The 24022-nt window shown below is 69.8% G+C and carries 26 protein-coding genes and 2 riboswitches; of the genes, 15 read left to right on the top strand and 11 right to left on the bottom strand.

The window, feature by feature from the left end; genetic code table 11:
- Positions 1–33: 33 nt before the first annotated feature.
- Both VEB62_RS02260 and VEB62_RS02255 read right to left on the bottom strand, forming a co-directional pair.
- Positions 34–561 (bottom strand): GNAT family N-acetyltransferase, encoded by a 528-nt coding sequence (locus tag VEB62_RS02260; RefSeq protein ID WP_324794976.1) that lies wholly within the window; start codon positions 559–561, stop codon positions 34–36.
- Between the two features lie 16 nt (positions 562–577).
- The gene (locus VEB62_RS02255) at positions 578–1582 is read right to left on the bottom strand and encodes a zinc-binding alcohol dehydrogenase family protein (protein WP_324794974.1); all 1005 of its coding nucleotides are present in this window, start codon (positions 1580–1582) and stop codon (positions 578–580) included.
- Positions 1583–1667: 85 nt separating this feature from the next.
- On the opposite strand from VEB62_RS02255, the gene VEB62_RS02250 reads away from it, so the two are divergent.
- From VEB62_RS02250 to VEB62_RS02185, 14 genes are all read left to right on the top strand, one after another.
- Positions 1668–2042, top strand: a complete 375-nt coding sequence (locus tag VEB62_RS02250) for a winged helix-turn-helix transcriptional regulator (RefSeq protein WP_324794972.1) — start codon at positions 1668–1670, stop codon at positions 2040–2042.
- Positions 2039–2959: a histone deacetylase family protein gene (locus VEB62_RS02245; protein ID WP_324794970.1), complete on the top strand. Its 921-nt coding sequence runs from the start codon at positions 2039–2041 to the stop codon at positions 2957–2959. Before VEB62_RS02250 ends, VEB62_RS02245 begins: the two co-directional genes overlap by 4 nt.
- Positions 2960–2996: 37 nt before the next feature.
- Positions 2997–3650, top strand: coding sequence for a histidine phosphatase family protein (locus VEB62_RS02240; RefSeq protein WP_324794968.1), 654 nt, complete (start codon positions 2997–2999; stop codon positions 3648–3650).
- Positions 3650–4288 (top strand): peptidylprolyl isomerase, encoded by a 639-nt coding sequence (locus tag VEB62_RS02235; RefSeq protein ID WP_324794966.1) that lies wholly within the window; start codon positions 3650–3652, stop codon positions 4286–4288. The genes VEB62_RS02240 and VEB62_RS02235 overlap by 1 nt, the downstream gene beginning before the upstream one ends.
- A 56-nt stretch (positions 4289–4344) precedes the next feature.
- Positions 4345–4596 carry an exodeoxyribonuclease VII small subunit gene (locus VEB62_RS02230; RefSeq protein ID WP_324794964.1) on the top strand — a complete coding sequence of 84 codons (252 nt, stop codon included), beginning with the start codon at positions 4345–4347 and terminating at the stop codon, positions 4594–4596.
- Complete coding sequence (locus VEB62_RS02225; RefSeq protein WP_324794962.1) at positions 4596–4961, top strand: tRNA-binding protein; 366 nt, start codon at positions 4596–4598, stop codon at positions 4959–4961. The genes VEB62_RS02230 and VEB62_RS02225 overlap by 1 nt, the downstream gene beginning before the upstream one ends.
- A 35-nt stretch (positions 4962–4996) precedes the next feature.
- Positions 4997–5866, top strand: coding sequence for a polyprenyl synthetase family protein (locus VEB62_RS02220; protein WP_324795044.1), 870 nt, complete (start codon positions 4997–4999; stop codon positions 5864–5866).
- Positions 5867–5984: 118 nt separating this feature from the next.
- On the top strand, positions 5985–7892 hold the full coding sequence (gene dxs / locus VEB62_RS02215; RefSeq protein ID WP_414641973.1) for a 1-deoxy-D-xylulose-5-phosphate synthase: 1908 nt from the start codon (positions 5985–5987) through the stop codon (positions 7890–7892).
- 68 nt (positions 7893–7960) lie between these two features.
- Positions 7961–8344, top strand: coding sequence for a hypothetical protein (locus VEB62_RS02210; RefSeq protein ID WP_324794960.1), 384 nt, complete (start codon positions 7961–7963; stop codon positions 8342–8344).
- Between the two features lie 943 nt (positions 8345–9287).
- Entirely contained in the window at positions 9288–9647 is a 360-nt protein-coding gene (locus VEB62_RS02205; RefSeq protein ID WP_324794958.1) for an AtpZ/AtpI family protein, read from the top strand.
- A gap of 14 nt (positions 9648–9661) precedes the next feature.
- Positions 9662–10435 (top strand): F0F1 ATP synthase subunit A, encoded by a 774-nt coding sequence (locus tag VEB62_RS02200; protein ID WP_324794957.1) that lies wholly within the window; start codon positions 9662–9664, stop codon positions 10433–10435.
- Positions 10436–10490: 55 nt separating this feature from the next.
- Entirely contained in the window at positions 10491–10715 is a 225-nt protein-coding gene (locus VEB62_RS02195; RefSeq protein ID WP_168045007.1) for a F0F1 ATP synthase subunit C, read from the top strand.
- Between the two features lie 148 nt (positions 10716–10863).
- Positions 10864–11457: a F0F1 ATP synthase subunit B family protein gene (locus VEB62_RS02190; RefSeq protein ID WP_324794953.1), complete on the top strand. Its 594-nt coding sequence runs from the start codon at positions 10864–10866 to the stop codon at positions 11455–11457.
- Between the two features lies 1 nt (position 11458).
- The gene (locus VEB62_RS02185) at positions 11459–11974 is read left to right on the top strand and encodes a F0F1 ATP synthase subunit B (RefSeq protein WP_324794952.1); all 516 of its coding nucleotides are present in this window, start codon (positions 11459–11461) and stop codon (positions 11972–11974) included.
- A gap of 145 nt (positions 11975–12119) precedes the next feature.
- On the opposite strand, the gene VEB62_RS02180 is transcribed toward VEB62_RS02185, so the two are convergent.
- The 6 genes from VEB62_RS02180 to gcvT form a co-directional block, all read right to left on the bottom strand.
- Positions 12120–12602, bottom strand: a complete 483-nt coding sequence (locus VEB62_RS02180) for a DUF6789 family protein (RefSeq protein ID WP_324794950.1) — start codon at positions 12600–12602, stop codon at positions 12120–12122.
- Between the two features lie 122 nt (positions 12603–12724).
- Entirely contained in the window at positions 12725–14296 is a 1572-nt protein-coding gene (gcvPB, locus tag VEB62_RS02175) for an aminomethyl-transferring glycine dehydrogenase subunit GcvPB (RefSeq protein WP_414641972.1), read from the bottom strand.
- Positions 14293–14721, bottom strand: coding sequence for a hypothetical protein (locus tag VEB62_RS02170; RefSeq protein WP_324794948.1), 429 nt, complete (start codon positions 14719–14721; stop codon positions 14293–14295). Before VEB62_RS02170 ends, gcvPB begins: the two co-directional genes overlap by 4 nt.
- Positions 14711–16060 carry an aminomethyl-transferring glycine dehydrogenase subunit GcvPA gene (gcvPA, locus tag VEB62_RS02165; RefSeq protein WP_324794946.1) on the bottom strand — a complete coding sequence of 450 codons (1350 nt, stop codon included), beginning with the start codon at positions 16058–16060 and terminating at the stop codon, positions 14711–14713. The genes VEB62_RS02170 and gcvPA overlap by 11 nt, the downstream gene beginning before the upstream one ends.
- A gap of 69 nt (positions 16061–16129) precedes the next feature.
- Positions 16130–16495 (bottom strand): glycine cleavage system protein GcvH, encoded by a 366-nt coding sequence (gcvH, locus tag VEB62_RS02160; protein WP_324794944.1) that lies wholly within the window; start codon positions 16493–16495, stop codon positions 16130–16132.
- A 20-nt stretch (positions 16496–16515) separates the two neighbouring features.
- Positions 16516–17634: a glycine cleavage system aminomethyltransferase GcvT gene (gene gcvT / locus VEB62_RS02155; RefSeq protein WP_324794942.1), complete on the bottom strand. Its 1119-nt coding sequence runs from the start codon at positions 17632–17634 to the stop codon at positions 16516–16518.
- A gap of 53 nt (positions 17635–17687) precedes the next feature.
- A riboswitch (glycine riboswitch) is annotated at positions 17688–17783 on the bottom strand.
- 4 nt (positions 17784–17787) lie between these two features.
- Positions 17788–17884: riboswitch (glycine riboswitch) on the bottom strand.
- A gap of 406 nt (positions 17885–18290) precedes the next feature.
- Between gcvT and VEB62_RS02150 the strand changes: the two genes are divergently transcribed.
- Positions 18291–20276 (top strand): glycoside hydrolase family 97 protein, encoded by a 1986-nt coding sequence (locus VEB62_RS02150; RefSeq protein WP_324794940.1) that lies wholly within the window; start codon positions 18291–18293, stop codon positions 20274–20276.
- A gap of 107 nt (positions 20277–20383) precedes the next feature.
- Here VEB62_RS02150 and VEB62_RS02145 read toward each other — a convergent pair whose 3' ends face one another.
- From VEB62_RS02145 to VEB62_RS02135, 3 genes are read right to left on the bottom strand one after another with little or no spacing between them, the layout of a single operon-like run.
- Entirely contained in the window at positions 20384–21391 is a 1008-nt protein-coding gene (locus VEB62_RS02145) for an adenosine deaminase (protein WP_324794938.1), read from the bottom strand.
- A 29-nt stretch (positions 21392–21420) separates the two neighbouring features.
- Positions 21421–23223: an arginine--tRNA ligase gene (gene argS, locus VEB62_RS02140; RefSeq protein WP_324794937.1), complete on the bottom strand. Its 1803-nt coding sequence runs from the start codon at positions 23221–23223 to the stop codon at positions 21421–21423.
- A complete protein-coding gene (locus VEB62_RS02135) occupies positions 23224–23925 on the bottom strand; it encodes a Tat pathway signal sequence domain protein (RefSeq protein ID WP_324794935.1) in 702 nt (233 codons plus the stop codon).
- Positions 23926–24022 lie beyond the last annotated feature (97 nt).

Here is a 24022-nt window from a genome sequence, read left to right as displayed (position 1 = left end):
GGGCGAGATCAAGCCATGGCTGCGTCCTCGTGCCTACCCGCGCCGCAGGATGAATTCGTCGTCCAGCCACCCGCCGACGGGGAACTGGTATTCCCCCGCCTTCTCGAACCCGTACGCGGCATACAGCTTCTGCGCCTTCAGGTTGCCGCTCCAGACGCCGATCCACAGCGGGCCGTCGGTGTTGGCCTCCATCCAGTCCAGCGCCACGGCCAGCAGCTTCGTGCCCAGGCCCAGCCCCTGCGCCGACTTCGCCACATACAGACGCCGCAGCTCGGCATGGCTCGGCCGCGCCTCCGGATGGGGCAGGGTGTTCGGTCCGGCGTTGGCGAAGGCCAGCAGGTCGCCATCACGCTCCGCCACCCACCAGGCGGCGCCCGGCTCCTTCAGCCTGGTCCGGATCGCCCCGGCGCTGAAGTTGGCCTCGAGAAAGGCCTCCAGGTCGTCGGCCGGGTAGGGGATGCCGAACCCGGCCACGAAGGTGTCGGTGAAGGTCTCCCGCCCCAGTTCGGCGAGGGCGGGAGCGTCGGCGTCGGTGGCGGGGCGGATCACGGGCTCGGTCATGATCCGCCCCTTAGCGTCAGAATCCGGTCAGGGCGAGCTTGCCGATGGTGGTCCCGCTCTCCAGCCGCCGGTGGCCCTCGCGCAGGGTTTCCGCCGACAGCGGTCCGAGCACCTCGGTCAGTGTGGTGCGGAGGCGCCCCGCGTCGACCAGCGCCGCCACCTCGGTCAGGATCTCGTGCTGCCGGATCATATCGGGCGTGCCCTGAACCGAGCGGGTGAACATGCTTTCAAACGCCAGACCGACCGACTTCGACTTCAGCCCGTCGATCGGCCCGGGCGGCAGGTCGTCGATGACGCCGATCGTCCCTTGCGGCGCGACGGCCCGGATCAGCGCCTCGAAATGCCGGGGCGTCTGCGTCAGGGAGGCGATGTATTTCGGAGCGCGTTCCCTGGCCGCGGTCAGCGCCTCGTCCAGCGGGCCGCTGTGGTCGATGACCGCGTGGGCGCCGAGGCCGATCGACCACGCCCGAGTCTCGGGCCGGGAGGCCGTGGCCACCACCCGCAGCCGGGTCTTCGCCCGCGCGATCTGGATCATGGCCGAGCCGACCCCGCCGGCGCCGCCGACGACCAGCAATGTCTCGTCCTCGTCGGCGCCCGCCCGCATCCGGTCGAACAGCAGCTCCCACGCCGTCAGCGAGGTCAGCGGCAGGGCGGCGGCCTGGGCGAAATCGAGCGACCGGGGCTTCGGCCCGACGATCCGCTCGTCCACGGCCTGACGCTCGGCGTTCGACCCGGGACGGTTGATCTGGCCGGCGTAGAAGACCTCGTCGCCGACCTTGAACAGGCTCGCCTCGGGACCGACCGCCGTCACGATCCCGGCGGCGTCGTAGCCGAGGATGTCGGGGACGCCGTGGCCGGGTTCACGGGTCCGGCGCACCTTGAAGTCGATCGGGTTCAGGGCGACGGCCCGAATCTCGACCAGCAGGTCGCGGGGCCGCGGCGTCGGTTCGGGGGCGTCGATCTCAACGAGCGCGGCCGGGTCGCTGATCGCGCGGGGACCGGGGGTGACGATGGCTTTCATGCGGGGACTCCATTGCGGGTCCCGCCCAGTTGATGCACCGTTGCGCGACCCACAAGTACGCCATTTTTGTGCAGGTAGTACCCAAATGGATACCGCATCCAGCCTTCACCAGAACCCGATCCGCCGCGGTGTGCGAGACGGCGAGTGCGTCGTCGACGCCGCCCTCGACGTGATCGGCGGCAAGTGGAAGGGCATGATCGTCCACCAGTTGCTCAAGGGGCCGCTGCGCTTCAACACCCTGCGCCGCGAGGTCGGCGACATCACCCAGCGCATGCTGACCAAACAGCTGCGCGAGCTCGAGGACGACGGCCTCGTGTCGCGCACCGTCTATGCCGAGGTGCCGCCGCGCGTGGAATACCGGCTGACCCCGGGCGGGGCGGCCCTGGGTCCGGTGATCGCCGCCCTGAGGGCCTGGGGCGAGGACCACCTGCGGGCGCCCGCGACCCGGGAAGCGGCGTGACCGTCGCCCTCTTCACCCACCCGGACATGATCGAACACCGGCCCGGCGCCGGGCATCCGGAGCGGCCCGAGCGGCTCAAGGCGGTGCTCGACGCGCTGGACGACGCCGGCCTGGCCGGCGACCGTCGCGCCGCCACAGAGGCCGCCATCGCCGACCTCGAACGCCTGCATCCGGTCGCCTACGTCGCCAACCTGCTGAACGCCTCTCCGGTCGACGGGCTGAACGCGATCGACGCCGACACCATCCTGTCGCCCGGCAGCATTCGCGCCGCCCGCCTCGCCGCCGGGGCGGTGATCGACGCCGTCCGCGCCGTGGCCGGGGGCGAGACGACCCGCGCCTTCGCCGCGGTCCGCCCGCCGGGCCACCACGCCGAACCGGACCGCGCCATGGGCTTCTGCCTGTTCTCCAACGTCGCCGTCGCCGCACGGGTCGCCCAGGCCGAGGGCCTCGCCCGCGTCGCCGTGATCGATTTCGACGTCCACCACGGCAACGGCACCCAGGCGGCGTTCGAGGCCGACGACAGCCTGTTCCTCGGCTCCATTCACCAGTCGCCCCTCTATCCCGGCACCGGCGCGGCGTCCGAGACCGGCGTCGGCAATATCGTCAACGCGCCGGTGCCGCCCCACGCCGCCCGCGAGGCCTGGCGCGCGACCTTCTCCGGCGCCCTGATGCCGGCGCTCGAGGCCTTCCGTCCGGACCTGATCCTGATCTCCGCCGGATTCGACGCCCACCGCCGCGATCCGCTGGCCCACCAGAGCCTTGAGGCCGGGGATTTCGCCTGGGCCACCCGCGCCGTGATCGAGGTCGCGCGATCGTGCTGCGCGGGCAAGGTTGTTTCCTCGCTCGAGGGCGGCTACGACCTTGAAGGGCTCGGCCGCTCGGCGGCCGCCCATGTCCAGGCTTTGGGGGAGGACTAGGGGGCCGGATCGCAAAATGCCTTTCCGCCCGTCGCTCATGTCAGCTCCCGCCCGAGACCCCTTGCCCGATCAACCCGCCCCGGCGCCCGTTCCGCGCCCGGCGGCGCTGGTTTCCGTCCGCCCCGGGGCCATCATCCTCGCCCGCCACGGCGAGCCGGCCCTGTCCCGCAAATGCCTGCTGACCTCCGACCAGTACCGCGACTGGTGGGCGAAGTATGAGGTCGGCGGCCTGCGCGCCGGCCAGACCCCGCCCCCCGAACTGCTCGCCACGGCCGAGGGCGCCGGGGCCATCTACGCCTCGACCCGTCCCCGCGCCCAGGAGACCGCCGCCGCCATCGCCGCCGGCCGCGAGGTGATGAGCGACGCCCTGTTCATCGAGGCCCCCCTGCCGCCGCCGCGCTTCCCGTCCTGGTTCAAGCTGCCGCCCAAATACTGGGGCGCCGTGGCCCGCATCTGGTGGCACGCCTTCAACCATCACGAGGGCCAGGAGACCCGCGCCCAGGCCGAGGTCCGCGCCGAACAGGCCGCCCAGGCCCTGATCGCCCGCGCCGAATCGGGGCAGGACGTGCTGGTCCTCGCCCACGGCTATTTCAACCACATGGTCGGCAAGCGGCTGAAGGCCGACGGCTGGAAGCTGGTCCACAACCAGGGCTTCAAATACTGGTCCCAGCGCCGCTACGAACAGCGGTGATGATCCGGCGCTCCCTGCTCGCCGTCGTCCTCTGCCTCGTCGCCGCCGTGCCGGCCCCGGCGCTGGCCCAGGAGCCCGCCCGGGCCGCCGCGCCCGCCGTCGCCGTCCGCGTGATCCTCGAAACCACGGCCGGGACCATCCTCGTCGAGACCGATCCGCGCGCGCCGGTCACCGCCGCCAACTTCCTGCGCTATGTCGACGAGGGCCGCTTCGACGGGACGGACTTCTATCGCGGCATGGAGCTGGGGGCCGGAACCGGCGTCGTCCAGGGCGGAACCGCCAATGCGCCGGACCGCATCCTGCCGCCCATCGCCCACGAGCCGACCAGCCAGACGGGGCTGCGCCACGTCGACGGCGCCCTGTCCATGGCGCGGTTCGACCCGGGCACGGCTGACGGCGACTTCTTCATCATCGTCGGCAATCTGCCGGGCTTCGACGCCGGCCGGTCCGCGCCAGGCGACGCCGGATTCGCCGTCTTCGGACGGGTGGTCGAGGGCATGGACGTGGTCCGCGCCATTCTCGCCGCCCCGAAATCCCCCACCGAGGGCGAGGGCTTCATGCGCGGCCAGATGCTGGACCCGCGCGTCCGGATCGTCTCCGCCCGCCGCGTCGAGACCGCGCCGCCGCCCGTCCGGTAGCAAAAGCGCCGGTCTTTGCTTGAGACGCGCCCGCGCCGCCTCTAGGGTCGCCAGCGATGACCGACGCCGCCGCCCCCATCCCCGCCGAGCTCAGCTTCGAGGACGCCTTGCAGCGCCTCGAACAGATCGTCTCCCGCCTCGAGTCCGGCCAGGCCCCGCTCGAGGAGTCGATCGCCCTGTACGAGGAGGGCGCGCGCCTCAAGGCCCACTGCGAGGACCGGCTCAAGGCCGCCCAGCTGCGGGTCGAGAAGATCGTCGTCGGCGCCGACGGCCAGGCCCGGGGCGTCGAACCGGCCGGGTTCGACTGATGTCCGGCCCAGCCGCCCGGGGCGTCGCCGATCCGATCGTCTTCGATGATTTCCTGAAAGTGGACATCCGCGTGGGCCAGGTGGTCTCCGCCGATCCCTTCCCCGAGGCGCGCAAGCCCGCCTACAAACTCGCCATCGACTTCGGCCCCGCCATCGGCGTGAAGAAGTCCTCGGCCCAGATCACCGTCCACTACACCCCGGACCAGCTGGTCGGCCGCAAGGTCGCCGCCGTGGTCAACTTCCCGCCGCGCCAGATCGGGCCCTTCATGTCCGAGGTGCTGACCCTCGGCTTCCCCGACGCGGCGGGCGAGGTCGTTCTCGTCGGCGTCGACCGCGATGTCCCGCCGGGCGGGAGGTTGTTCTGAACGTTCTCGCCGCCAATTCGCCGGAGCAGGACGTCATCGACCGGGTGGCCGAGACCGCCGACCTGGTCACCGTCGCCCTCGACGAACTGCTGCCCCGCGCCGACGGCCCGGAGTCCCGCCTGACCGAGGCCATGCGCTACGCCGCCCTCGGCCCCGGCAAGCGGCTCAGGCCCTTCTTCGCGCTCGAGGCCGCCAATCTGTTCGACATCGAGGAGCGGCCGGTGCTGCGCGCCGCCTGCGCCCTCGAATGCGTCCACGCCTACAGCCTGGTCCACGACGACCTGCCCTGCATGGACGACGACGACGTGCGCCGCGGCCGCCCCACCGTGCACCGCGCCTATGACGAGGCCACCGCGGTCCTCGCCGGGGACGCCCTGCAGACCGCCGCCTTCGACATCCTGCTGCACGAGGACACCCACGAGGACCCGGCCGTCCGCTGCGAGCTCGCCGCCCGCCTGTCGCTGGCCTCGGGCGCCCGCGGCATGGCCGGCGGCCAGATGATCGACCTGCTCGGCGTGCGCGACGACCTCGGCGGCGTGGCGCGGATGCAGCGGCTCAAGACCGGGGCCCTGTTCACCTACGCCTTCGAGATTCCGCTGATCATCGCCGACGCCCGCGAGATCCACCGGCAGGCCCTGATCAGCTTCGCCCACGACATCGGCCTGGCCTACCAGATCGTCGACGACCTGCTCGACGTCGAGGGCGACGAGGACATCCTCGGCAAGGCCGCCGGCAAGGACGCCGCCCAGGGCAAGACCAATTTCGTCACCCTGCTGGGCGTCGAGGCGGCGCGGCATCGCGTCGCGCATCTGGCCGACCAGGCCCGCGCCCATCTCGACGTGTTCGGCTCCGACGCCGAAATCCTCAAGGCCAGCGTGGACTACGTGCTTCAGCGGCGGTCCTGATCCGCACGTCCGCGTGCACCGATCCTGCATCGATTTTTCAGACCGGATCGACCTGACCCGCAGCGAAATGCTCTACAGGGTGTTGGAAGACCAAAGGCTCAGGTTCAAAAACACCCTCATGCCCGACACCCCGCTTCTCGATCAGGTCAAGCTCCCCGCCGACACCCGGGGCCTCGACATTCCGCAGCTGAAGCAGCTGGCTGACGAACTGCGGGCCGAGACCATCGACGCGGTCTCCGTCACCGGCGGCCACCTCGGGGCCGGCCTCGGCGTGGTCGAGCTGACCGTCGCCCTGCACCATGTGTTCGAGACGCCGAAGGACATCCTGATCTGGGACGTCGGCCACCAGTGCTATCCGCACAAGATCCTGACCGGGCGCAGGGACCGCATCCGCACCCTGCGCATGCCCGGCGGCCTCTCGGGCTTCACCAAACGCTCGGAGAGCGAATACGACCCCTTCGGCGCCGCCCACGCCTCGACCTCGATCAGCGCGGCCCTCGGCTTCTGCGCCGCCCGCGACCAGAAGGGCGAAAGCAACAAGGTCGTGGCCGTCATCGGCGACGGCTCGATGTCCGCCGGCATGGCCTATGAGGCGATGAACAACGCCGCCGAGACCACCAAACAGCTGGTCGTCATCCTCAACGACAACGACATGTCGATCGCCCCGCCGGTCGGCGGCATGAGCGCCTATCTGGCCAAACAGGTCTCGGGCGGCGCCTATCGCAATTTCCGCCGCTTCGGGAAGTCGGTCGCCGAACACCTGCCGCGCCCGTTCCGCAACGCCGCCCGCAAGGCCGAGGAATACGCCCGCGGCATGATCGTCGGCGGCACCTTCTTCGAGGAGCTGGGCTTCTACTACGTCGGCCCGGTCGACGGGCACGACATGGACAATCTGGTCCCCATCCTCAGGAACGCCGCCGCCATCACCGACCGCCCGGTGATCGTCCACGTCGTGACGCAGAAGGGGAAGGGCTACGCCCCGGCCGAGACCAGCGCCGACAAGCTGCACGCGGTGGCGAAATTCGACGTGATCTCGGGCAAACAGTCCAAATCCGTCTCGAACGCTCCCAGCTACACCAAGGTGTTCGGGACCGAGCTGATCAAGCGGGCCGCGCTCGACCCTTCCATCGTCGCCATCACCGCCGCCATGCCATCGGGCACCGGGCTCGACCTGTTCGGCCAGGCCTTCCCCGAACGCACCTATGATGTCGGCATCGCCGAGCAGCACGCCGTCACCTTCGCGGCCGGCCTCGCCGCCGACGGCATGAAGCCGGTCTGCGCCATCTATTCGACCTTCCTCCAGCGCGGCTACGACCAGGTCGTCCACGACGTGGCCATCCAGAAGCTGCCGGTCCGTTTCGCCATGGACCGCGCCGGTCTGGTCGGCGCCGACGGGGCCACCCACGCCGGTTCGTTCGACATCGGCTACATGGGCGCCCTTCCCGGCATGGTGCTGATGGCCGCCGCCGACGAGGCTGAACTGGCCGCCATGATCGCCACCTCGCTCGAGATCGACGATCGCCCCTCGGCCTTCCGCTATCCGCGCGGCGACGGCGTCGGGGTCGAGATTCCCGAACTCGCCGCCCCGTTTGAGATCGGCAAGGGCCGCATCGTCCGCGAGGGCACGACCGTCGCCATCCTGTCGCTGGGCACGCGCCTGCAGGAATCGCTCAAGGCCGCCGACGCCCTGGCCGCGCGCGGCGTCTCGGCCACCGTGGCCGACGCCCGTTTCGCCAAGCCGCTCGACGAGGACCTGATCCTGCGCCTCGCCCGCGAGCATGAATGCCTGATCACGGTGGAGGAGGGGGCCATGGGCGGCTTCGGCGCCTTCGTGCTGCAGCTGCTGGCCGAAAAGGGCGCGCTGGACGCCGGCCTGAAGGTCCGTACCCTCTGCCTGCCCGACGTCTTCCAGGACCAGGCTGACCCGGTCGCGATGTACGCCACGGCGGGCCTCAACGCCGAGCATATCGCCGCCGCCGCCCTGCAGGCGCTGGGGGTCGAGGCGTCGCGCGCCGTCCGGGCCTGACCGCCGTACAACGCAACCTCGGTCTCCCACTCCCGTTCTGTCCCGGACAGGCAAGTGGAGTACCAACTGTGAAAGCTCATCTCTTTGTGGCCGCTGCCTTGATATGCGGGGGCTGCGCGACCCAGCAGGCGTCCGGCGAGGCCGCAAGCGCGACGGTCGTCCGGACCGGCGACGAAAACCTCACCTGCAGGCAGATCGCCGATGAGGCGGCCGGGCTCAGCCAGCGGATGGGCGGAAACACGCCGGGGCCCCTGGGTGCGATGAGCGGCGTGGCCCGGGCCGGCGCGGCTGCGCTCATTCCCGGCGCGGGCCTGGTGATCGCCGGCGCCGACGCTCTCACCGCCCCCGAGCGCGAGCGCCGCGAGGCCGAGGCCCTCGCCCTCCAGAACCGCTGGCACTACCTCAACGGCCTCTACATCGCCGGCGATTGCATGAAGAACGCGTCGCGCTGACAATGGCCCGCCCGCGCCGCCCCCTCCGTCCGGCCCGCTGATCGCGGCCCGGCCACCTCCCCACAGCGTGGGGAGGTGAAGCCCGCCCTCACCTCCCCATCGCAGATGGGGAGGGGGACCGCGCGAAGCGTGGTGGAGGGGGCGGCGCCGGGCCATGACGCTGTGCTGACAATCCGGGAATCCATAGTCGGGTTCAGCGGAAATTATCCGGCGAGATCAACACCCTGACCTTTTCTCGAGCCGTTCTCCTGCGCACAGGGGACGGGCTCCTTACAATGCGCTTCATCCCGTCGCGGGGGAGGGCGTCCGGCGCCAGGGCCAACCACGTGCGGCGAGATGCGATCGAGCGGGAAACGTCGTTTCCGGATCGTCGTCCGACCCGTCGCGCGGCCGCAAAGGCCGGGCGGGGGGGAGCCTCGGGCGACGGGCAAGGGGGCGGCGGACTGCCCGGGGTGTAAGAAACCCCGGGGCCCGGAGGGCCTGGAAGCCTTCCGCCCGTCGCGGGCCTAGGACGGACAGGGTTGAATGCGGCGACAAGGCCGGGGTGGGAAAACTCCACAAGCCCCGCGGGCCGCCACGAAACCCGCCCCCGTGCGCTTGCGTGAACCGGTCGCGGCGGAGCGCGGACGTTCAGCCGAAAATCATCAAGGCTCCCTACGGCGAAAGCACGGGGGCCGCATCAACGGTTCCGGGCCGAACGCCCGCGCTCCGCCGACCTCCCCGACCTTTCCGGATGAAAACCCGGAAAGCGCAGACTCATGCCCCGAATCCGCGCGCCCGCCAGCGACCGTTCGCCACGCCTCCAGAACAGGGAAACAAACGTGCGGAAAATCAAGGGCCTAATGCCGTTCTGCACCGCCTTGACCTGCGGGGGTCCCGCCTATAGGTTCCGCGCCGAATTCAGACCCCCTCCGGCATCCGTGCCGGAGTGCTGAGGCCGCCCATGTCAACCCAGCCGGAATCGCGCGAAGAGGCGATCAAACGCCTCACCGAAAGCGCATCCGCGATGGAGGCGCGCAATGCGCGCCAGCTCTCTCACGAGGCGGCGGGGCAGGCGGCGGCGGGGCAGGCGTGGCGTATCCTCGCCGACCTGTTCGGCGGCGTGTTCGTGGGGCTGGCGCTCGGGTTCATCGTGGACCGGTTCGCCGGGACGGAACCCTGGGGTCTGATCGGCGGCGTCCTTCTGGGCTTCGCCGTCTCGGTATTCATGGCCTGGCGGACGGCGCAACGCCTGATGGCCCAGGCGAAGGCAAGCGGGGTGGAGCCGAAGTCGGTTCCCTTCGACGACGACGTAGAAGACTAGGGACCAAGGGCTCGATGGCCGATCCGCTACACCAGTTCCAGATTGTGCCCCTGACCCCCGCGGTCGAGGTGAACCTGCCGCTCATCGGGCAGCAGACGATCGCCTTCACCAATTCGCACCTGGCGATGACCGTCGCCTTCGGCATGGTCGTGCTGTTCCTGACGCTGGTCACCGCCGGCGCCAAGGTCGTCCCGGGCCGCATGCAGGCGGCGGGCGAGACCCTGTTCGGCATGATCGACGGCCTCGTCGACTCCATCATCGGTCACGACGGGCGCAAGCTGTTCCCGTTCGTGTTCACGATCTTCACCTTCATCCTGGCGATGAATTTCCTGGGCCTGTTCCTCAGCTTCACCGCCACCTCGCAGATCGCCGTCACCGCCACCTTCGGCGTCATCACCATCCTGATGGTGCTGGCCATCGGCTTCGGGAAACACGGCCTGAAGTTCTTCTCGCTGTTCGTGCCGTCGGGCGTGCCGTGGCCGGTGCTGCCCTTCGTGGTCATCATCGAGTTCGTCTCCTTCCTGCTGCGGCCGGTCACCCTGACCCTTCGTCTGTTCGGCAACATGATGGGCGGCCACGTCGCCCTGAAGGTCTTTGCCGGATTCGTCGTCGTCGCCGTCGGCGGGGCCATCGGCTGGCTCGGCGTCCCGGTCTTCATTCTGTCGCTCGGGATGACCGTCGGCCTGACCGCGCTGGAGTTCCTCGTGGCCTTCCTGCAGGCCTTCGTCTTCGCTGTTCTGACCACGATCTACCTGAACGACGTGGTCAACCTGGGCCACGGCCACTAGGGCCCGGACCAGTTTTCGTCTCCAACCAACCAACCCCAGACTAGGACTTACGACCATGGAAGCAGAAGCCGCCAAGCTCATCGGCGCCGGCCTCGCGATGACCGGCATGATCGGCGCCGGCATCGGCGTCGGCAACATCTTCGGCTCGTTCCTGACGGGCGCCCTGCGCAACCCGTCGGCCGCCGGCTCGCAAATCGGCAACCTGTTCGTGGGCGCGGCTCTGGCCGAAGCCCTGGGCATCCTGTCGTTCGTGCTCGGCATCCTGCTGTACTCGGCCTGATTTCGTCCTTCCGGCTGCGGCGCGGCCTGCCTTGCGCAGGGCCGCGCCGTCGTCGGTTGACGGATCGACCGTAGATCCAGCCCATTTCCGCTTCGGGTCGCCCGACCTGAATCCAGGAAATGGGCCAGCGTTTTAGACCAGGCGACAGATGACCACGACAGCCCATCCCGTTCTGCCCGAAGACGCGGCCCATCCGGTCGCGATCGAGGACACGCACGCCACGACCGAAGCCGCCCACGGCGGCGCGCACGAGTCCGGCGGCCTGCCCCAGTTCGAGTTCCAGCACTGGTTCGGACAGATCGTCTATCTGATCTTCCTGTTCGCCATCCTCTATTTCCTGATCGCCAAGGTCTTCGCCCCGCGCCTGCGTCGGGTGTTCGACGAGCGCGAACAGACCATCTCCACCGCCATCGCCACGGCCCGTCAGGTCCAGGCCGAGGCCGCTGGCCAGGCCGAGGCCGCCAAGGCCGAGGTCGAGGCCGCTCGCGCCTCGTCCCGCGCCACGGCCGCCGCCGCCAAGGCCCGCGTCACCGACGAGGCCAACGCTCGCGCCGCCGCCGAGGAAGAGGTGGTCAACGCCCGCATCGCCGAGGCGGAGGCCGCCATCGGCAAAACCCGCGACGCCGCCATGACCAATGTCGCCTCGATCGCATCGGACACGGCCGCCGCCATCGTCGAGCGCCTGACCGGCAAGGCCCCCACGGCCGCCGAGGCCGCCGCCGCCGTCAAGGGAGCCGCCTGACATGAACATGTTCTTCGAAGAGGGCTTCTTCGGTCTCGATAGCGCCGAGCTCTGGGTCGGCGTCGGCCTGGTGCTGTTCCTGGCCGTCTGCGTCTTCACCGGCGCCTTCAAGCTGCTCGCAGGCGCGCTCGACGCCAAGGCCGCCAAAATCCAGTCCGAGCTCGACGAGGCCGCCCGCCTGCGCGCCGAGGCCGAGGCCCTGCTGGCCCAGATCCGCGCCGAGAAGGCCGAGGCCGAGGCCCAGGCCGCCGCCATGCTCAAGGCCGCCGAAGCCGACGCCCGCGTCATGGAGGCCGAGGCGAAGGTCAAGCTGGAAGAGACCCTGGCCCGCCGTCAGGCCCTGGCCGAGCGCCGCATCGCCCAGGCCGAGGTCCAGGCCACGGCCGAGGTCAAGGCCGCCGCCGCCGACCTCGCCGCCCGCGCCGCCGAACAGATCCTCGTGGCGCGTCTGGCCGGTCAGAAGAGCGACCCCCTGCTCGACGCCGCCATCGCCCAGATCGGCTCGCGGCTCAACTAGGGCGCTATCGCCCGCCGCGCGGCGGCTCGCTGCCTGGGCGTCGATCATGCGCGAAGCGCCAGGCCGCGTCGGGTCGAGGAGGCGGAGCCTCCTGACCGCGGCCCAACAAAAAAGGCCCCGCCGGCGTCCGGCGGGGCCTTTGTCGTCAGTGCGCCGGAGCGCCTGCGATCGGGACGTGCCGGTGCTTGTCACGCGCGACCAGCCGCCCGTACACATTGCCCAGCACGATGCCGTACACGGCGTGGATGGCGATCATCCACGCCAGGGTGCCGAACCCGGCCTGCATGAAGAAGATGCCGACGGGTCGACCGACCATTCCCGCCAGGGGGGCTACCGTCAGTCCCATGACGATGAAGGCTCCGACTGCGAAGAGAATGCCCTTCGATTCGGATGTGTCCGTCGGCAGTCGGGGACAAAGCACGCCGAACGCCGGGCCAAGCACGAAGGTCCCGACCACGAAGTGGGCGATCCAGCCCACGATGATCAGATCGGGCGTTTGCAGCATGACGGACAGCAACCGCGGGAAACTTGCGGCCCAGGGTCCGAAATAGAGGTTGGCCACCTCCAGCACCGATACCGCGACCGTCGCGGCAAAGCCGGCGATCATGCCTTTTTGTACGCGTGACATCATGACCGTAGCGCCTCCCAAACGCTTGTCGTGGCTCAGATTACGCAAGGGAGAGCATACGCCTGCTGTGGCAGGCGGCGTTCACATTGCCGTGCTTCGCGGTTGCGAGAAGGGGGCCCGGTCTATTCGGCGGCGATGTTCGACCCGTCCGGAGCCGTCCAGCGCAGCACCGGCTGACGCGCCGCCCGGGTTTCGTCCAGCCTTTTCAGCGGCGCGTGGAACGGCGCGCCCTTGAAGCGGTCGACGTCGCCGGCCTTCGCCGCTTCGGCCAGGGCCCGCATCGCCGTGATGAAGCGGTCCAGCTCCTGCTTCGATTCGGTCTCCGTCGGCTCGATCAGCATGGCGCCGTGGACGACCAGCGGGAAATACATGGTCATCGGGTGGAAGCCCTCGTCGATCATCGCCTTGGCGAAGTCGAGCGTGGTCACCTCCGTGCCCTTCAGCCATTCGTCGTCGAACAGGGCCTCGTGCATGCACGGCCCATCCGGGAAGGCCGGGCTCATCAGGTCCGACAGCCGGGCCTTGATGTAGTTGGCGTTCAGCACCGCGTCCTCGGCCACCTGCCGCAGCCCGTCCGAGCCATGGCTCATCATGTAGCTGAGGGCCCGGACATACATGCCCATCTGGCCCTGGAAGGCGCACAGCCGGCCGAAGGCCTGCTCAGCCTCGCCCTCGGCCCGCTCGATCAGCTGGAACCCGTCGCCGTCGGACACCACCCACGGCGCCGGCGCAAAGGGGGCCAGGGCCTCCGACAGCACCACCGGGCCCGCGCCCGGCCCGCCGCCGCCGTGCGGCGTCGAGAAGGTCTTGTGCAGGTTGATATGCATGGCGTCGACGCCCAGGTCGCCGGGCCGCACCCGGCCGACGATGGCGTTGAAATTGGCCCCGTCGCAGTAGAAATACGCGCCCGCCTCGTGCGTCAGCCGGCTGATCTCGAGGATGTCGCGCTCGAACAGGCCGCAGGTGTTCGGATTGGTCACCATGATGGCCGCCACGTCCGGCCCAAGCTTGGCGGCGAGATCCGCCACATCGACGCGGCCGTCGTCGGTCTGGGCCACTTCCACCACCGTATAGCCGACGAAGGCGGCGGTGGCCGGGTTGGTGCCGTGGGCCGAGGTCGGCACCAGCACCTTGCGGCGCTTCAGGTGCTCGCCCGACGCCTCATGGGCGGCGCGGATGGCCATCAGGCCGCACAGTTCGCCGTGCGCCCCGGCCTTGGGGCTCATCGCCACCGCCGGCATGCCGGTCAGGGTCTTCAGCCAGTGGGCCAGCTGATCCATCAGCTCCAGCGCGCCCTGCACCGTCGAGACCGGCTGCAGCGGGTGGATGTCCGAGAAGCCGGGCAGGCGCGCCATCTTCTCGTTGAGGCGCGGGTTGTGCTTCATCGTGCACGAGCCCAGCGGATAGATGGCCAGGTCGATGGCGTGGTTCTTCTGGCTCAGCCGTACATAGTGTCGCATCGCCTCGGGCTCGGAGAGGCCGGGCAGGCCGATCGGGTCCCTGCGCACCAGGTCGCCCAGATCGCCGCCGTCGGTCTTCGGCTCCGGCAGGTCGACGCCAGTCTTGCCCCAGCCGTCGCTCTCGAAGATCAGGTGCTCGTCCTGCAGCAGGCCGCGGCCGCCCGTCAGGGTGGCCGGTTTGGACGTGACGGCGTTCGGCGTCGTCGGGCGGCCAATGGTGTTCATGGTGCTCATGGATTGGACTTGCTGCTGAAGGGCGAGACGGCGTTTCCGCACGCCGCTACCTGATCCGATGTCGGCCTTGGCGGAAGGTTCGGGCCAAAATCGCCGAGCGGGCGCTCCTCGGCATACGTCGCGAGCGCCCCGTTTACGCCTGCCAGATAGGCGGTCACTGCCCCGCATGGCGGCTCGAGCTCAGTACTGCGGATGGTGCGCCCGGCGTCGGCGCATACGCTGGCGGCCAGACCAATCTTGCTGGCTGCCTCCGCGGTGATCCGACCTGATTCGGCGAGACCGGCCCATTCAAGGATATGCTGCTCGCTGGCCATACACTGGCCGACGAGCGCGGCCGCCCGGGACATGTCCACTGGCGCCGCTGGCTTTGTGCAAGCGTTCATGAAGAGCGCCAAAGCCGCCGCCGCGAGGACCTCAACCTTCATTGAGCAGTTCCCCGAGCGCGCTCGCGAGGCCCCTGATGTCTGCGTCGGTGGTGACTTCGGTCGCGGCGACCAGCAGCACATCGTCCATGCCGGCCCCGGGCGCCAGGCGGCCGTAAGGCACGCCGGCGAGAATGCCGCGTTGGGCCAACTGCTCGACCACCCCGGCCGCGGGCTTGGGCAGGCGGACGGCGAACTCGTTGAAGAAGCGGGAGGTCAGCACCTCGACTCCCGGGATCGAGGCCAACACATCCCGCGTGGCCACGGCCTTCTCGTGGTTCAGCAGAGCCATCCGCCGCAGCCCCGTCTCCCCCAGCAGGCTCATGTGGATGGTGAAGGCCAGGGTGCACAGGCCCGAGTTGGTGCAGATGTTCGATGTCGCCTTGTCGCGGCGGATGTGCTGCTCGCGCGTCGACAGGGTCAGCACGAAGCCGCGCGTCCCGTCGGCGTCGACGGTCTCGCCGGTCAGGCGCCCCGGCATCTGGCGGATCAGCTTTTCGCGGCAGGCGAACAGGCCGACATAGGGGCCGCCGAAATTCAGCGCGTTGCCGATCGACTGGCCCTCGGCCGCGACGATGTCCGCGCCCATCTCGCCGGGCGACTTCAACAGGCCCATCGACACGGCCTCGGTCACCACCACGATCAGCAGGGCCCCGGCGGCGTGGGCCGCCTCGGCGATCTTCGTCACGTCCGTGGCCGTGCCGAACACGTTCGGGGTCTGGACCACGACGCAGGCGGTGTCCGGCCCGATCTGGTCGATCACCGCCGCCTCGGCGTCCACGGCGGCCGCCAGCACCTGGGTCTCGACCCCGACCGCGTGGACCACGGTCTCGGTCGCGGCGACATAGTGCGGATGCACCCCGCCCGAGATCACCGCCTTGTTGCGGCGGGTCACCCGCGTGGCCATCAGCACGCCCTCGGCCATGGCGGTCGAGCCATCATAGAGGCTGGCGTTGGCCACCGGCATGCCGGTCAGGTTGGCGACCTGGGTCTGGAACTCGTACAGATACTGCAGCGTGCCCTGGGCGATCTCGGGCTGGTACGGCGTGTAGCTGGTCAGGAACTCCGACCGCTGGATCACGTGATCCACCGTCGCCGGCACGTGGTGGCGATAGGCTCCCGCGCCACAGAAGAAGGGCGCGGATCCCGCCGACGTATTCTTCGCCGCCAGCGCCCCCAGCGCCCGCTCGACCTCCAGCTCGCCCGCCACGCGCGGCAGGTCGACGAACCCCTCCCGCCGCGCCGCCTGCGGCACGTCCACGAACAGGTCGTCGATGGTCTTGGCCCCGATCGCCGCCAGCATGGCGGAGCGGTCGTCGGGCGTCAGGGGGAGGTAGCGCATCGGGAGCTCCGGGCCGGGGAGGACGGCCGAGTCGACCCGCTGACTCTTGATCAGCGGGTCGGAACGTCATCAAAGGGTGGTCAGGTACTGGTCGTAGGCGGCGCGATCCATCAGGGCGTCCAGCTGCGAGGCGTCGGAGACCTTGATCTTGGCGAACCAGCCTTCGCCTTCGGGATCGGCGTTGACGGTCTCGGGGGCCGAGGCCAGGGCGGCGTTGCCCTCGACGACTTCACCCGACACCGGGGCGTAGACGTCCGAGGCCGCCTTGACGCTCTCGACGACGGCGAAGCTGTCGCCCTGGCTGACCGTCTTGCCGGCGTCCGGCGTCTCGACGAACACCACGTCGCCGAGGGCCTCGGCGGCGTGCCGGCTGATGCCGACCGTGGCGACGTCGCCATCGAGGCGAACCCACTCGTGATCCTTGGTGAAACGCATCTCTATTCTCCGGGAAGCCGTCAGGCGGTCTTGGGTTTGCGGTAGTAGCGTTGGGCGACGAAGGGCATGGCCACGACCTCGGCCGCGGCGGCCTTGCCGCGCACGATCACCTTCAGGTCCGTGCCCTGGTCGGCGAAGGCCGGCGGCACATAGCCCATGGCGATGTTGCGCCCCAGCGTCGGCGAGGGGCCGCCCGACGTGACCTTGCCGATGAGGTTGCCGTCCATGTCGGCGATTTCGGCGCCTTCGCGGGCCGGGGCGCCTTCCTTGACGCTGAGGCCGACGCGGACGCGGGCGGGACCCTCGGCCAGTTCCTTCAGGATGCGGTCGGCGCCGTTGAAGTCGGCCCGCTCCTTGCGCGACTTCGACAGGGCGAAGGTCAGCGCGCCCTCGACCGGCGACGTCGTCGCGTCGATGTCGTGGCCGTGCAGCGGCAGGCCGGCCTCGAGTCGCAGGCTGTCGCGGGCGCCGAGGCCGATCGGCTTGACCCGGGCGTCCTCCAGCAGGAGGTTCCAGACCCGTTCGGCGTCCGCGGCCGGGACCGAGATTTCGTAGCCGTCCTCGCCGGTGTAGCCCGAGCGCGAGACGTAGCAGTCGACCCCGAAGATCATCAGCCGGGCGCATTCCATGAAGCCGAAGTCGGCCAGAACCGGCTCGTGCTTCACCATCACCTCGGCCGCCTCCGGTCCCTGGATCGCGATCAGGGCGCGGTCGGCCAGCACGGTCAGGGCGGCGTCGCCTTCAAGGTTGGCTTGCAGGAAGGCGAAGTCGGCGTCCTTGTTGCCGGCGTTGACCACGACATAGAGGCCGTCGTGGTCGGGCTTGCCGGCCATCAGGTCGTCCATGATCCCGCCGTCGGTGTTCAGCAGGAGGCTGTATTTCTGCTTGCCGGCCTTGAGCGCCGCATAGTCGCCGGGGACGAAGCGCTCGAACTGGGCGAGGGCGTCCTCGCCGGTGATCTTGCACTGGCCCATGTGCGAGACGTCGAACAGGCCGGCGTGCTCGCGGGTCCAGCGATGCTCGGCCAGGACGCCCTCATACTGCACCGGCATCTCGTAGCCGCCGAAGCCGACCATGCGGGCGCCCAGCGCGCGGTGGGCGGCGTTGAGGGGCGTGGTCTTCAGAACTTCGTCGGTCATGTCGGCCTCAGAGTCGCGTGTTGAAGCGGAAAGCTCCGCCGTCCTCGCGCCCCCGCTGTCCTGAAGCCTGAGAGATTCCGGCGCCCTCCAGAAATGAAAGGAGGGCCGCCTTGCTCCGTCGGCGCGCTCCTGGGAGCGACTTTCCAGCGTCCGAATGTTCTCGCGGTCCGTTTGCCTGAGCGTTTCCGGGGCGGTTGCGCCTTCGGCTCCGGGTCCGCCGAAACAGCCCGATCTCTCCCGCGAGAGCGCCGCGACCTAGGCCCCGACTCCGGTGCGAAGTCAAGCGTGGGCGAGATGGGGGCGATGGGTCGGGTGTCTTCGGCTACGGAGGCGGGCGATGCGGCTGACGCGCCCATTATGGGAAAGGCTGCTACGGCCGCCGCCGCGGGATGTCGGGAAGGACCGCCAAGATTGTCCACTCATAAAAAATCTTTCTTATTCGAAAAATCGATTGTCCAATTCCAGCCTGCGGGATAGTTTTGTCAGAGGGGTTGGTAGCGCTAACAATGAACGGGTTTTGGCGATCACCGGGGGCAGCTCAAGATCGGAGCGAAGGCTTGGTGGTCGCTGCGCCCGGGCAGGTGCACGACAGGCGCCAGCGCGTTATCCGCCACCGGCCTGACACCCTCGTCGTCAACCTCCGACTGGAATATCCGATGCGGCTTCTCTCAGTGATCCCGGGCGTCCTGCTGCTGGTCCTCGGTTCAGCCTCCGCTGCGCATGCCGAGGTGCTCGCCAGGCTGACCTCGCCCGACGGGCGGATCGAGGTGGTGGTCGACCAGGGCGCCGACGGCAGCCCGCGCTACGCCGTAAATCGTGACGGCCACGCCATTCTGGCCCCCTCGGTCCTGGGCCTGGGGCTGGACAAGGGGGGGCTGCTGGGGCCTGGCCTCGAGCTCGACGCGCCCGCCCGGACCGCCAGCGGCCGCGACGACTACCAGCTGCTGGGCCGGCGCAGTCATGTGCAGGCCGACTGGCGCGAGTTGCGTCTCGACCTTGCCGAGCCCGGCGGGGCCGGGCGTCGGATGCAGCTGACCTTCCGGGCCTACGACGAGGGGATCGCCTTCCGCTACACGGTGCCGACCGACGGTGGGCTGGAGGCTGTCGGGCTGACAAACGAGGCGACCTTGTTCTCCTTTCCTGAGGACTACCGCTGCTGGGGACTGAACCTGGGTCGTTTCTACAATGCCCACGAAGGCGAGTTCGACCCCATCTCCGTCTCGAGGATTCGGGATCACAACGCCTATGACGCCCCCCTGGTCTGCGAGACCGGGGGCCGGGGGCCCGCCTTCGCCATCGCCGAGGCCGACCTGCGCGACTACGCCGGCCTCTACCTGGCCGCCCAGGGCGACGGCGGCCTGGGGCTGCAGATGCGGCTGGCGGGCCGGCCCGACGATCCCGGCGTGATCACGCGCAGCCGGATCGGCTCGCCGCTGCGCACGCCCTGGCGGGTTGTGATGATCGCCGACCGCCCGGGCGACTTGATCGCCTCGACCCTGGTCACCAACCTCAATCCCGACCCCGGTTTCGACACCAGCTGGATCAAGCCCGGCAAATCGGCCTGGGACTGGTGGAACGGCGGCCAGATCGCGGCCGTGCCGGGCAGCGGCATGAACACCGCCACCTTCAGGGCCTACATCGACTTCGCCGCCGAGGCCGGCCTGCAGTATGTGATGATCGACGAGGGCTGGTACATGGGCGCCGGCGGCGGCGGCCAGGTGCGGCCCGGCGCCGACGTCACCCGCCATACTCCCGAGGTCGACATCCCGGCCCTGGTCGCCTACGGCCGCGAGCGCGGGGTCGGCGTCCTGCTGTGGGTCAACTGGAAGGCGCTGGACGCCCAGTTCGACGCCGCCCTCGACACCTATCAGGCCTGGGGCGTGGCCGGGATCAAGGTCGACTTCATGGACCGCGACGACGCGCAGATGGTCGACTGGTATCACCGCCTGCTGGCCGCGACGGCCCGGCGCCAGCTGCTGGTCGATCTGCACGGCGCCTACCACCCCACCGGCCTGACGCGGACCTATCCCCATTTCCTGACCCAGGAGGGCGTCCTGGGGGCGGAGTACAACAAGTGGTCGCGGCGCATCACCGCCACCCACAACGTCACCCTGCCCTACACGCGCATGCTGCTGGGCCCGATGGACTACACCCCGGGCGGCTTCCGCAATGTCACGCCGCAAGCCTTCGAGCCCCGCTTCATCCTGCCGTCGGTGATGACCACCCGGGCCCACGGCCTGGCGATGTTCGTGGTCTACGAGAGCCCGCTGACCGTCGTCGCCGACACGCCGGACGCCTATCGCGGCCAGCCGGAGACAGCCTTCATCAGCCAGGTCCCGACCACCTGGGACGAGACCCGCTTCCTGTCCGGCGAGATCGGCCAGTCGATCGTCCTGGCCCGGCGCAAGGGAGCCGACTGGTACATCGGGGCGATGACCAACGAGGACGGCCGCAGGGCCCGCGTTCCGCTCGCCTTCCTGGGCGAGGGCAGGTTCGAGGCGACGATTTACGCCGATGGGGCGGCGCCGGCGCAGACCCGGATCTCGACCCGCGCCGTGACCGCCCGGGACGCCCTGGACCTGACGCTGGCCCCCAGCGGCGGCGCCGCGGTGCGGATCACGCCGGCGTCCATACAGCCGTGAGGGCGCGCCGGCCCGTCACGGCCCGGGCGGCGGATGCGGACCTGCGTCGACACGTCAGGTCCGGAGCCCGCTCGTGCCTCGGCGGGTCCGCTCTCTGACCTGCGGCCTCATACCGCCGCGTAGGCGTCCACCTCGGCCAGCCGCGCCGCCTTCTCCGCCTCGTCCAGGAACGAGCCCTCGAAGCTGTTCCGCGCCATCCGCGTCACCTGCTCGCGCGTCAGTCCGACCGCCGCGGCCAGCCGGCGGTAGTTGTCGTTCACATAGCCGCCGAAATAGGCCGGATCGTCCGAGTTCAGCGTCACGTGCAGGCCCCGGCGCAGCATCTCCGGCACGGGATGGTCCTTCAGGTCCTTGACCACGCAGAGCTTGAGGTTCGACAGCGGGCACACCGTCAGCGTCATCCCCGACGCCGCCAGCCGCTGGATCAGCGCCTCGTCCTCCATCGACCGGTTGCCGTGATCCATCCGGTCGATGTGCAGTAGGTCCAGCGCCTCGCGCACATAGGCCGGCGGTCCCTCCTCGCCGGCATGCGCCACCCGCTTCAATCCGAGCTGCCCGGCCCGCTCGAACACCCGCTGGAATTTCGACGGCGGGTGCCCGACCTCGGACGAATCCAGCCCCACCCCCTCGATCCGGTCCAGCCACGGCCCGGCCTGATGCAGCACGTCGAACGCCGCATGCTCGTCGAGATGGCGCAGGAAGCACAGGATCAGCTTCGAGGTCACGCCCAGCTCGCTCTCCGCCCGCCGCATCCCGGCCAGCAGGCCCTCGGCCACGACGCCGAACGGGATGCCGCGGTCGGTGTGGGTCTGCGGGTCGAAGAAGATCTCGGCGTGCCGCACATTGTCCGCCGCCGCCCGCCGGAAATAGGCCAGCGCCAGGTCGTGGAAATCTTCCTCCGTCAGGAGGACGTTGGCCCCGGCGTAGTAGATGTCGAGGAAGTCCTGCAGGTTGGAGAAGTCGTACGCCGCCCGCACCCCCTCGACGCTGTCGAAGGGGATGGCCACCCCGTTGCGCCGCGCCAGTTCGAACATCAGCTCCGGCTCGAGACTGCCCTCGATATGCAGGTGCAGCTCCGCCTTGGGCAGGCCGGCGATATAGGCGTCAAGCGACATACGTCCCTCCTGTCGCTGCGCAGTGTAACCTACATCCGCTCCGGCGTGTCGATGCCCAGCAGGTCCAGCGCCCGCTCCAGCTGGTCCAGCACCGCCTTCGACAGGGTCAGGCGCGAGCCCCGGGTCGCCTCGTCCGGCGCGGCCAGCACCGGGCAGGCGGCGTAGAATTTCGAGAACGACTGGGCCAGCCGGTAGGCGTGCTCGCAGATCAGGTGCGGCATCCGCTTGTCGTACGCCTCGGTCACGGCCTGCGAGAAGGCGTCCAGCGTCAGGGCCAGATCGCGCTCGGCCGCCTCGCCGATGGCCACGGGCCGGGCGGTCGCGCCCTGGTCCGCCGCCCGGCGCAGCAGGGATTTGATCCGCACCGCCTGGTACAGCAGATACGGCCCGGTCTTGCCCTCGAAGCTCATGAACCGGTCGAGGTCGAAGACGTAGCTGGTGGTCCGGCTGTTCGACAGGTCGGCGAACTTCAGCGCCGCCACCGCCACCTTGCGGGCGATGTCGTCGAACTCGGCCTCGGGCAGATCGGCCCCCAGCTTCGCCTCGCGCAGCCGCTCGCGCGCCTTGTCGGTGGCCATGGTGATCAGGTCGTGCAGCTTCAGAACCCCGCCCGCGCGGGTCTTGAAGGGTTTGCCGTCCGGCCCGTTCATGGTGCCGAAGCCGAGATGCTCGAGCGATCCCCCGGCGGCATAGCCGGCCAGATAGGCCGCGCGGAACACCTGCTCGAAATGCTCGGCCTGCCGTTCGTCGACGACATAGAGCACCAGGTCGGGATCGATCGCCTTGCGCCGGTCCAGCACCGTGGCCAGGTCGGTGGTGCCGTACATGGCCGAGCCTTCGGACGAGATGACCAGCAGCGGCGGCGGGCTCGGCGCCTCGATGACGCTGCCGTCGGCCAGCTTGCGCTTGCGCGTCTCGCCGGGCCTGGCGACATGCACGACCCGCGCTCCGGCGTCCTCGACCAGCAGGCCGCTCGTCTCCAGATGGGCGATCATCTCGGGCATCAGCGGATCGGCGTCGCTCTCGCCGTTCCACAGGTCGAAGGTCACGCCCAGGGTGCCGAACTCGCGCTGCAACCCGGCCATCGAGACGTCATGCATGTGCCGCCACAGGGCGCGGTAGCCGGGACGCCCCGCCTGCAGCTCCGCCGTCGCCTTGCGGGCGCGGTCGCGAAATTCCGTGTCTTCCTTGGCCCGGGCCGCCGCGGCCGGATACAGCCGCTCCAGATCCTCGAGCGTCACCGGCGGGTCCGCCGGGAACGGCCCGTCGCCGTCGGCCATGAAGCCGTCCGCCTTGCCCTCGTCGCCGACCGCGACGATCAGCAGCCCCATCTGGAAGCCCCAGTCGCCGAAATGGGCGTCGCCCCACACCGTGTCGCCGCGGAATCGGAACAGCCGCTTCAGGCTTTCGCCGATGATCGAGCTGCGCAGGTGGCCGACGTGCATCGGCTTGGCCACGTTCGGTCCGGCGTAGTCGATCACCACCTTGCGCGGCGCGGCGACCATGGAGGCGCCGGCGTGAAGGGCGTCCGCCGCCACCTCGGCCGCCCGGGCGGCCAGCGTCCGGTCCGCGACCTTCAGGTTGATGAAGCCCGGCCCGGCGACCTCGACCGAGGCCAGCCGGCTGTCGCCCTTCAGCCGTTCGGCCACGCGCGTGGCCAGCTCGCGCGGATTGGCCTTCAGCGCCTTGGCGGCCGCCAGCGCCCCGTTCGACTGGAAGTCGGCGAGGTCGGGCCGGTCAGACGGGGTTACGCGGGCGAGGGCGGCGTCCACGCCTTCGGCGGCGAAGGCGGTCCCGACCGCCTCGCCCAGAACAGTCCTGAGGTCGGTCATTTACTGGTTCGCGGGCGGCGGCGTGGCGGCCTGCGTGCCCGCGTTGACGCGGAAGCGGCTGCCGGACCGGTTGAACTCGGCCATCTGCGGCGTGACGTCGAAGCCGACGAGGATCTCGAAATTGTCGCCGCTGGTCGTCGCTTCGGCGCGCGGAATGACAATGGTCTGGTCCTGGGTCACCGACGTCGTCTGGGCCCCGTCGAAGTCCACCGGCAGGTCGAAATACTCCTTGGCCAGCACCGCCTTGTTCCGCTCGGTCACCGCGATCCAGTAACGGTAGGTGCGGGCGTCGCCCTGGGCCTGCGGGCCCCGGCCGAGATTGAACAGCACCCGGGTGTGCACCGAAATCGGCTCGGCGCCCTGATAGGCGCAGTCCGAGGTCAGGCCTTCGATCTCGCCGGTGAAGGCGACGTTCGCCGACGACACCCGCTCTCCGGTCAGTTCGACGTAGCGCGCGGCGTCGTACAGGATCTTCACATAGGGGCAGGGGCCCGCCGCCGCATTGCGGCGCAGCGGCGCGACGCGCGGCGCCCGGTCGCGAGCATTCTGTTGCGAGCCGTCGGCGTTCTCGCCGCGATCGGACCCGCCCTGCTGCGGCTGGCCCGGGCGCGTCTGGGCGTTGGCCGCGAGCGGGACCAGCAAAGCCGAAAACGCGGCGGCGACGGCGGCCGAAGCCAGGGAAATCTTGAAGACGCGACGCATCGAAAGCTCTTCCACGAACGAGGAGGCGCGCGACAGCCCGACGCCGAGCGCACGCTCGTTGCTGATAGCGGCTAAAGCGAGGCGCGGCAAACACGCG

The organism is Brevundimonas sp., assembly GCF_035626975.1.
GTDB lineage: Bacteria > Pseudomonadota > Alphaproteobacteria > Caulobacterales > Caulobacteraceae > Brevundimonas.
Note: the sequence above shows the minus strand (reverse complement) of the source record. Positions and strands in the feature narration are given on the sequence as shown.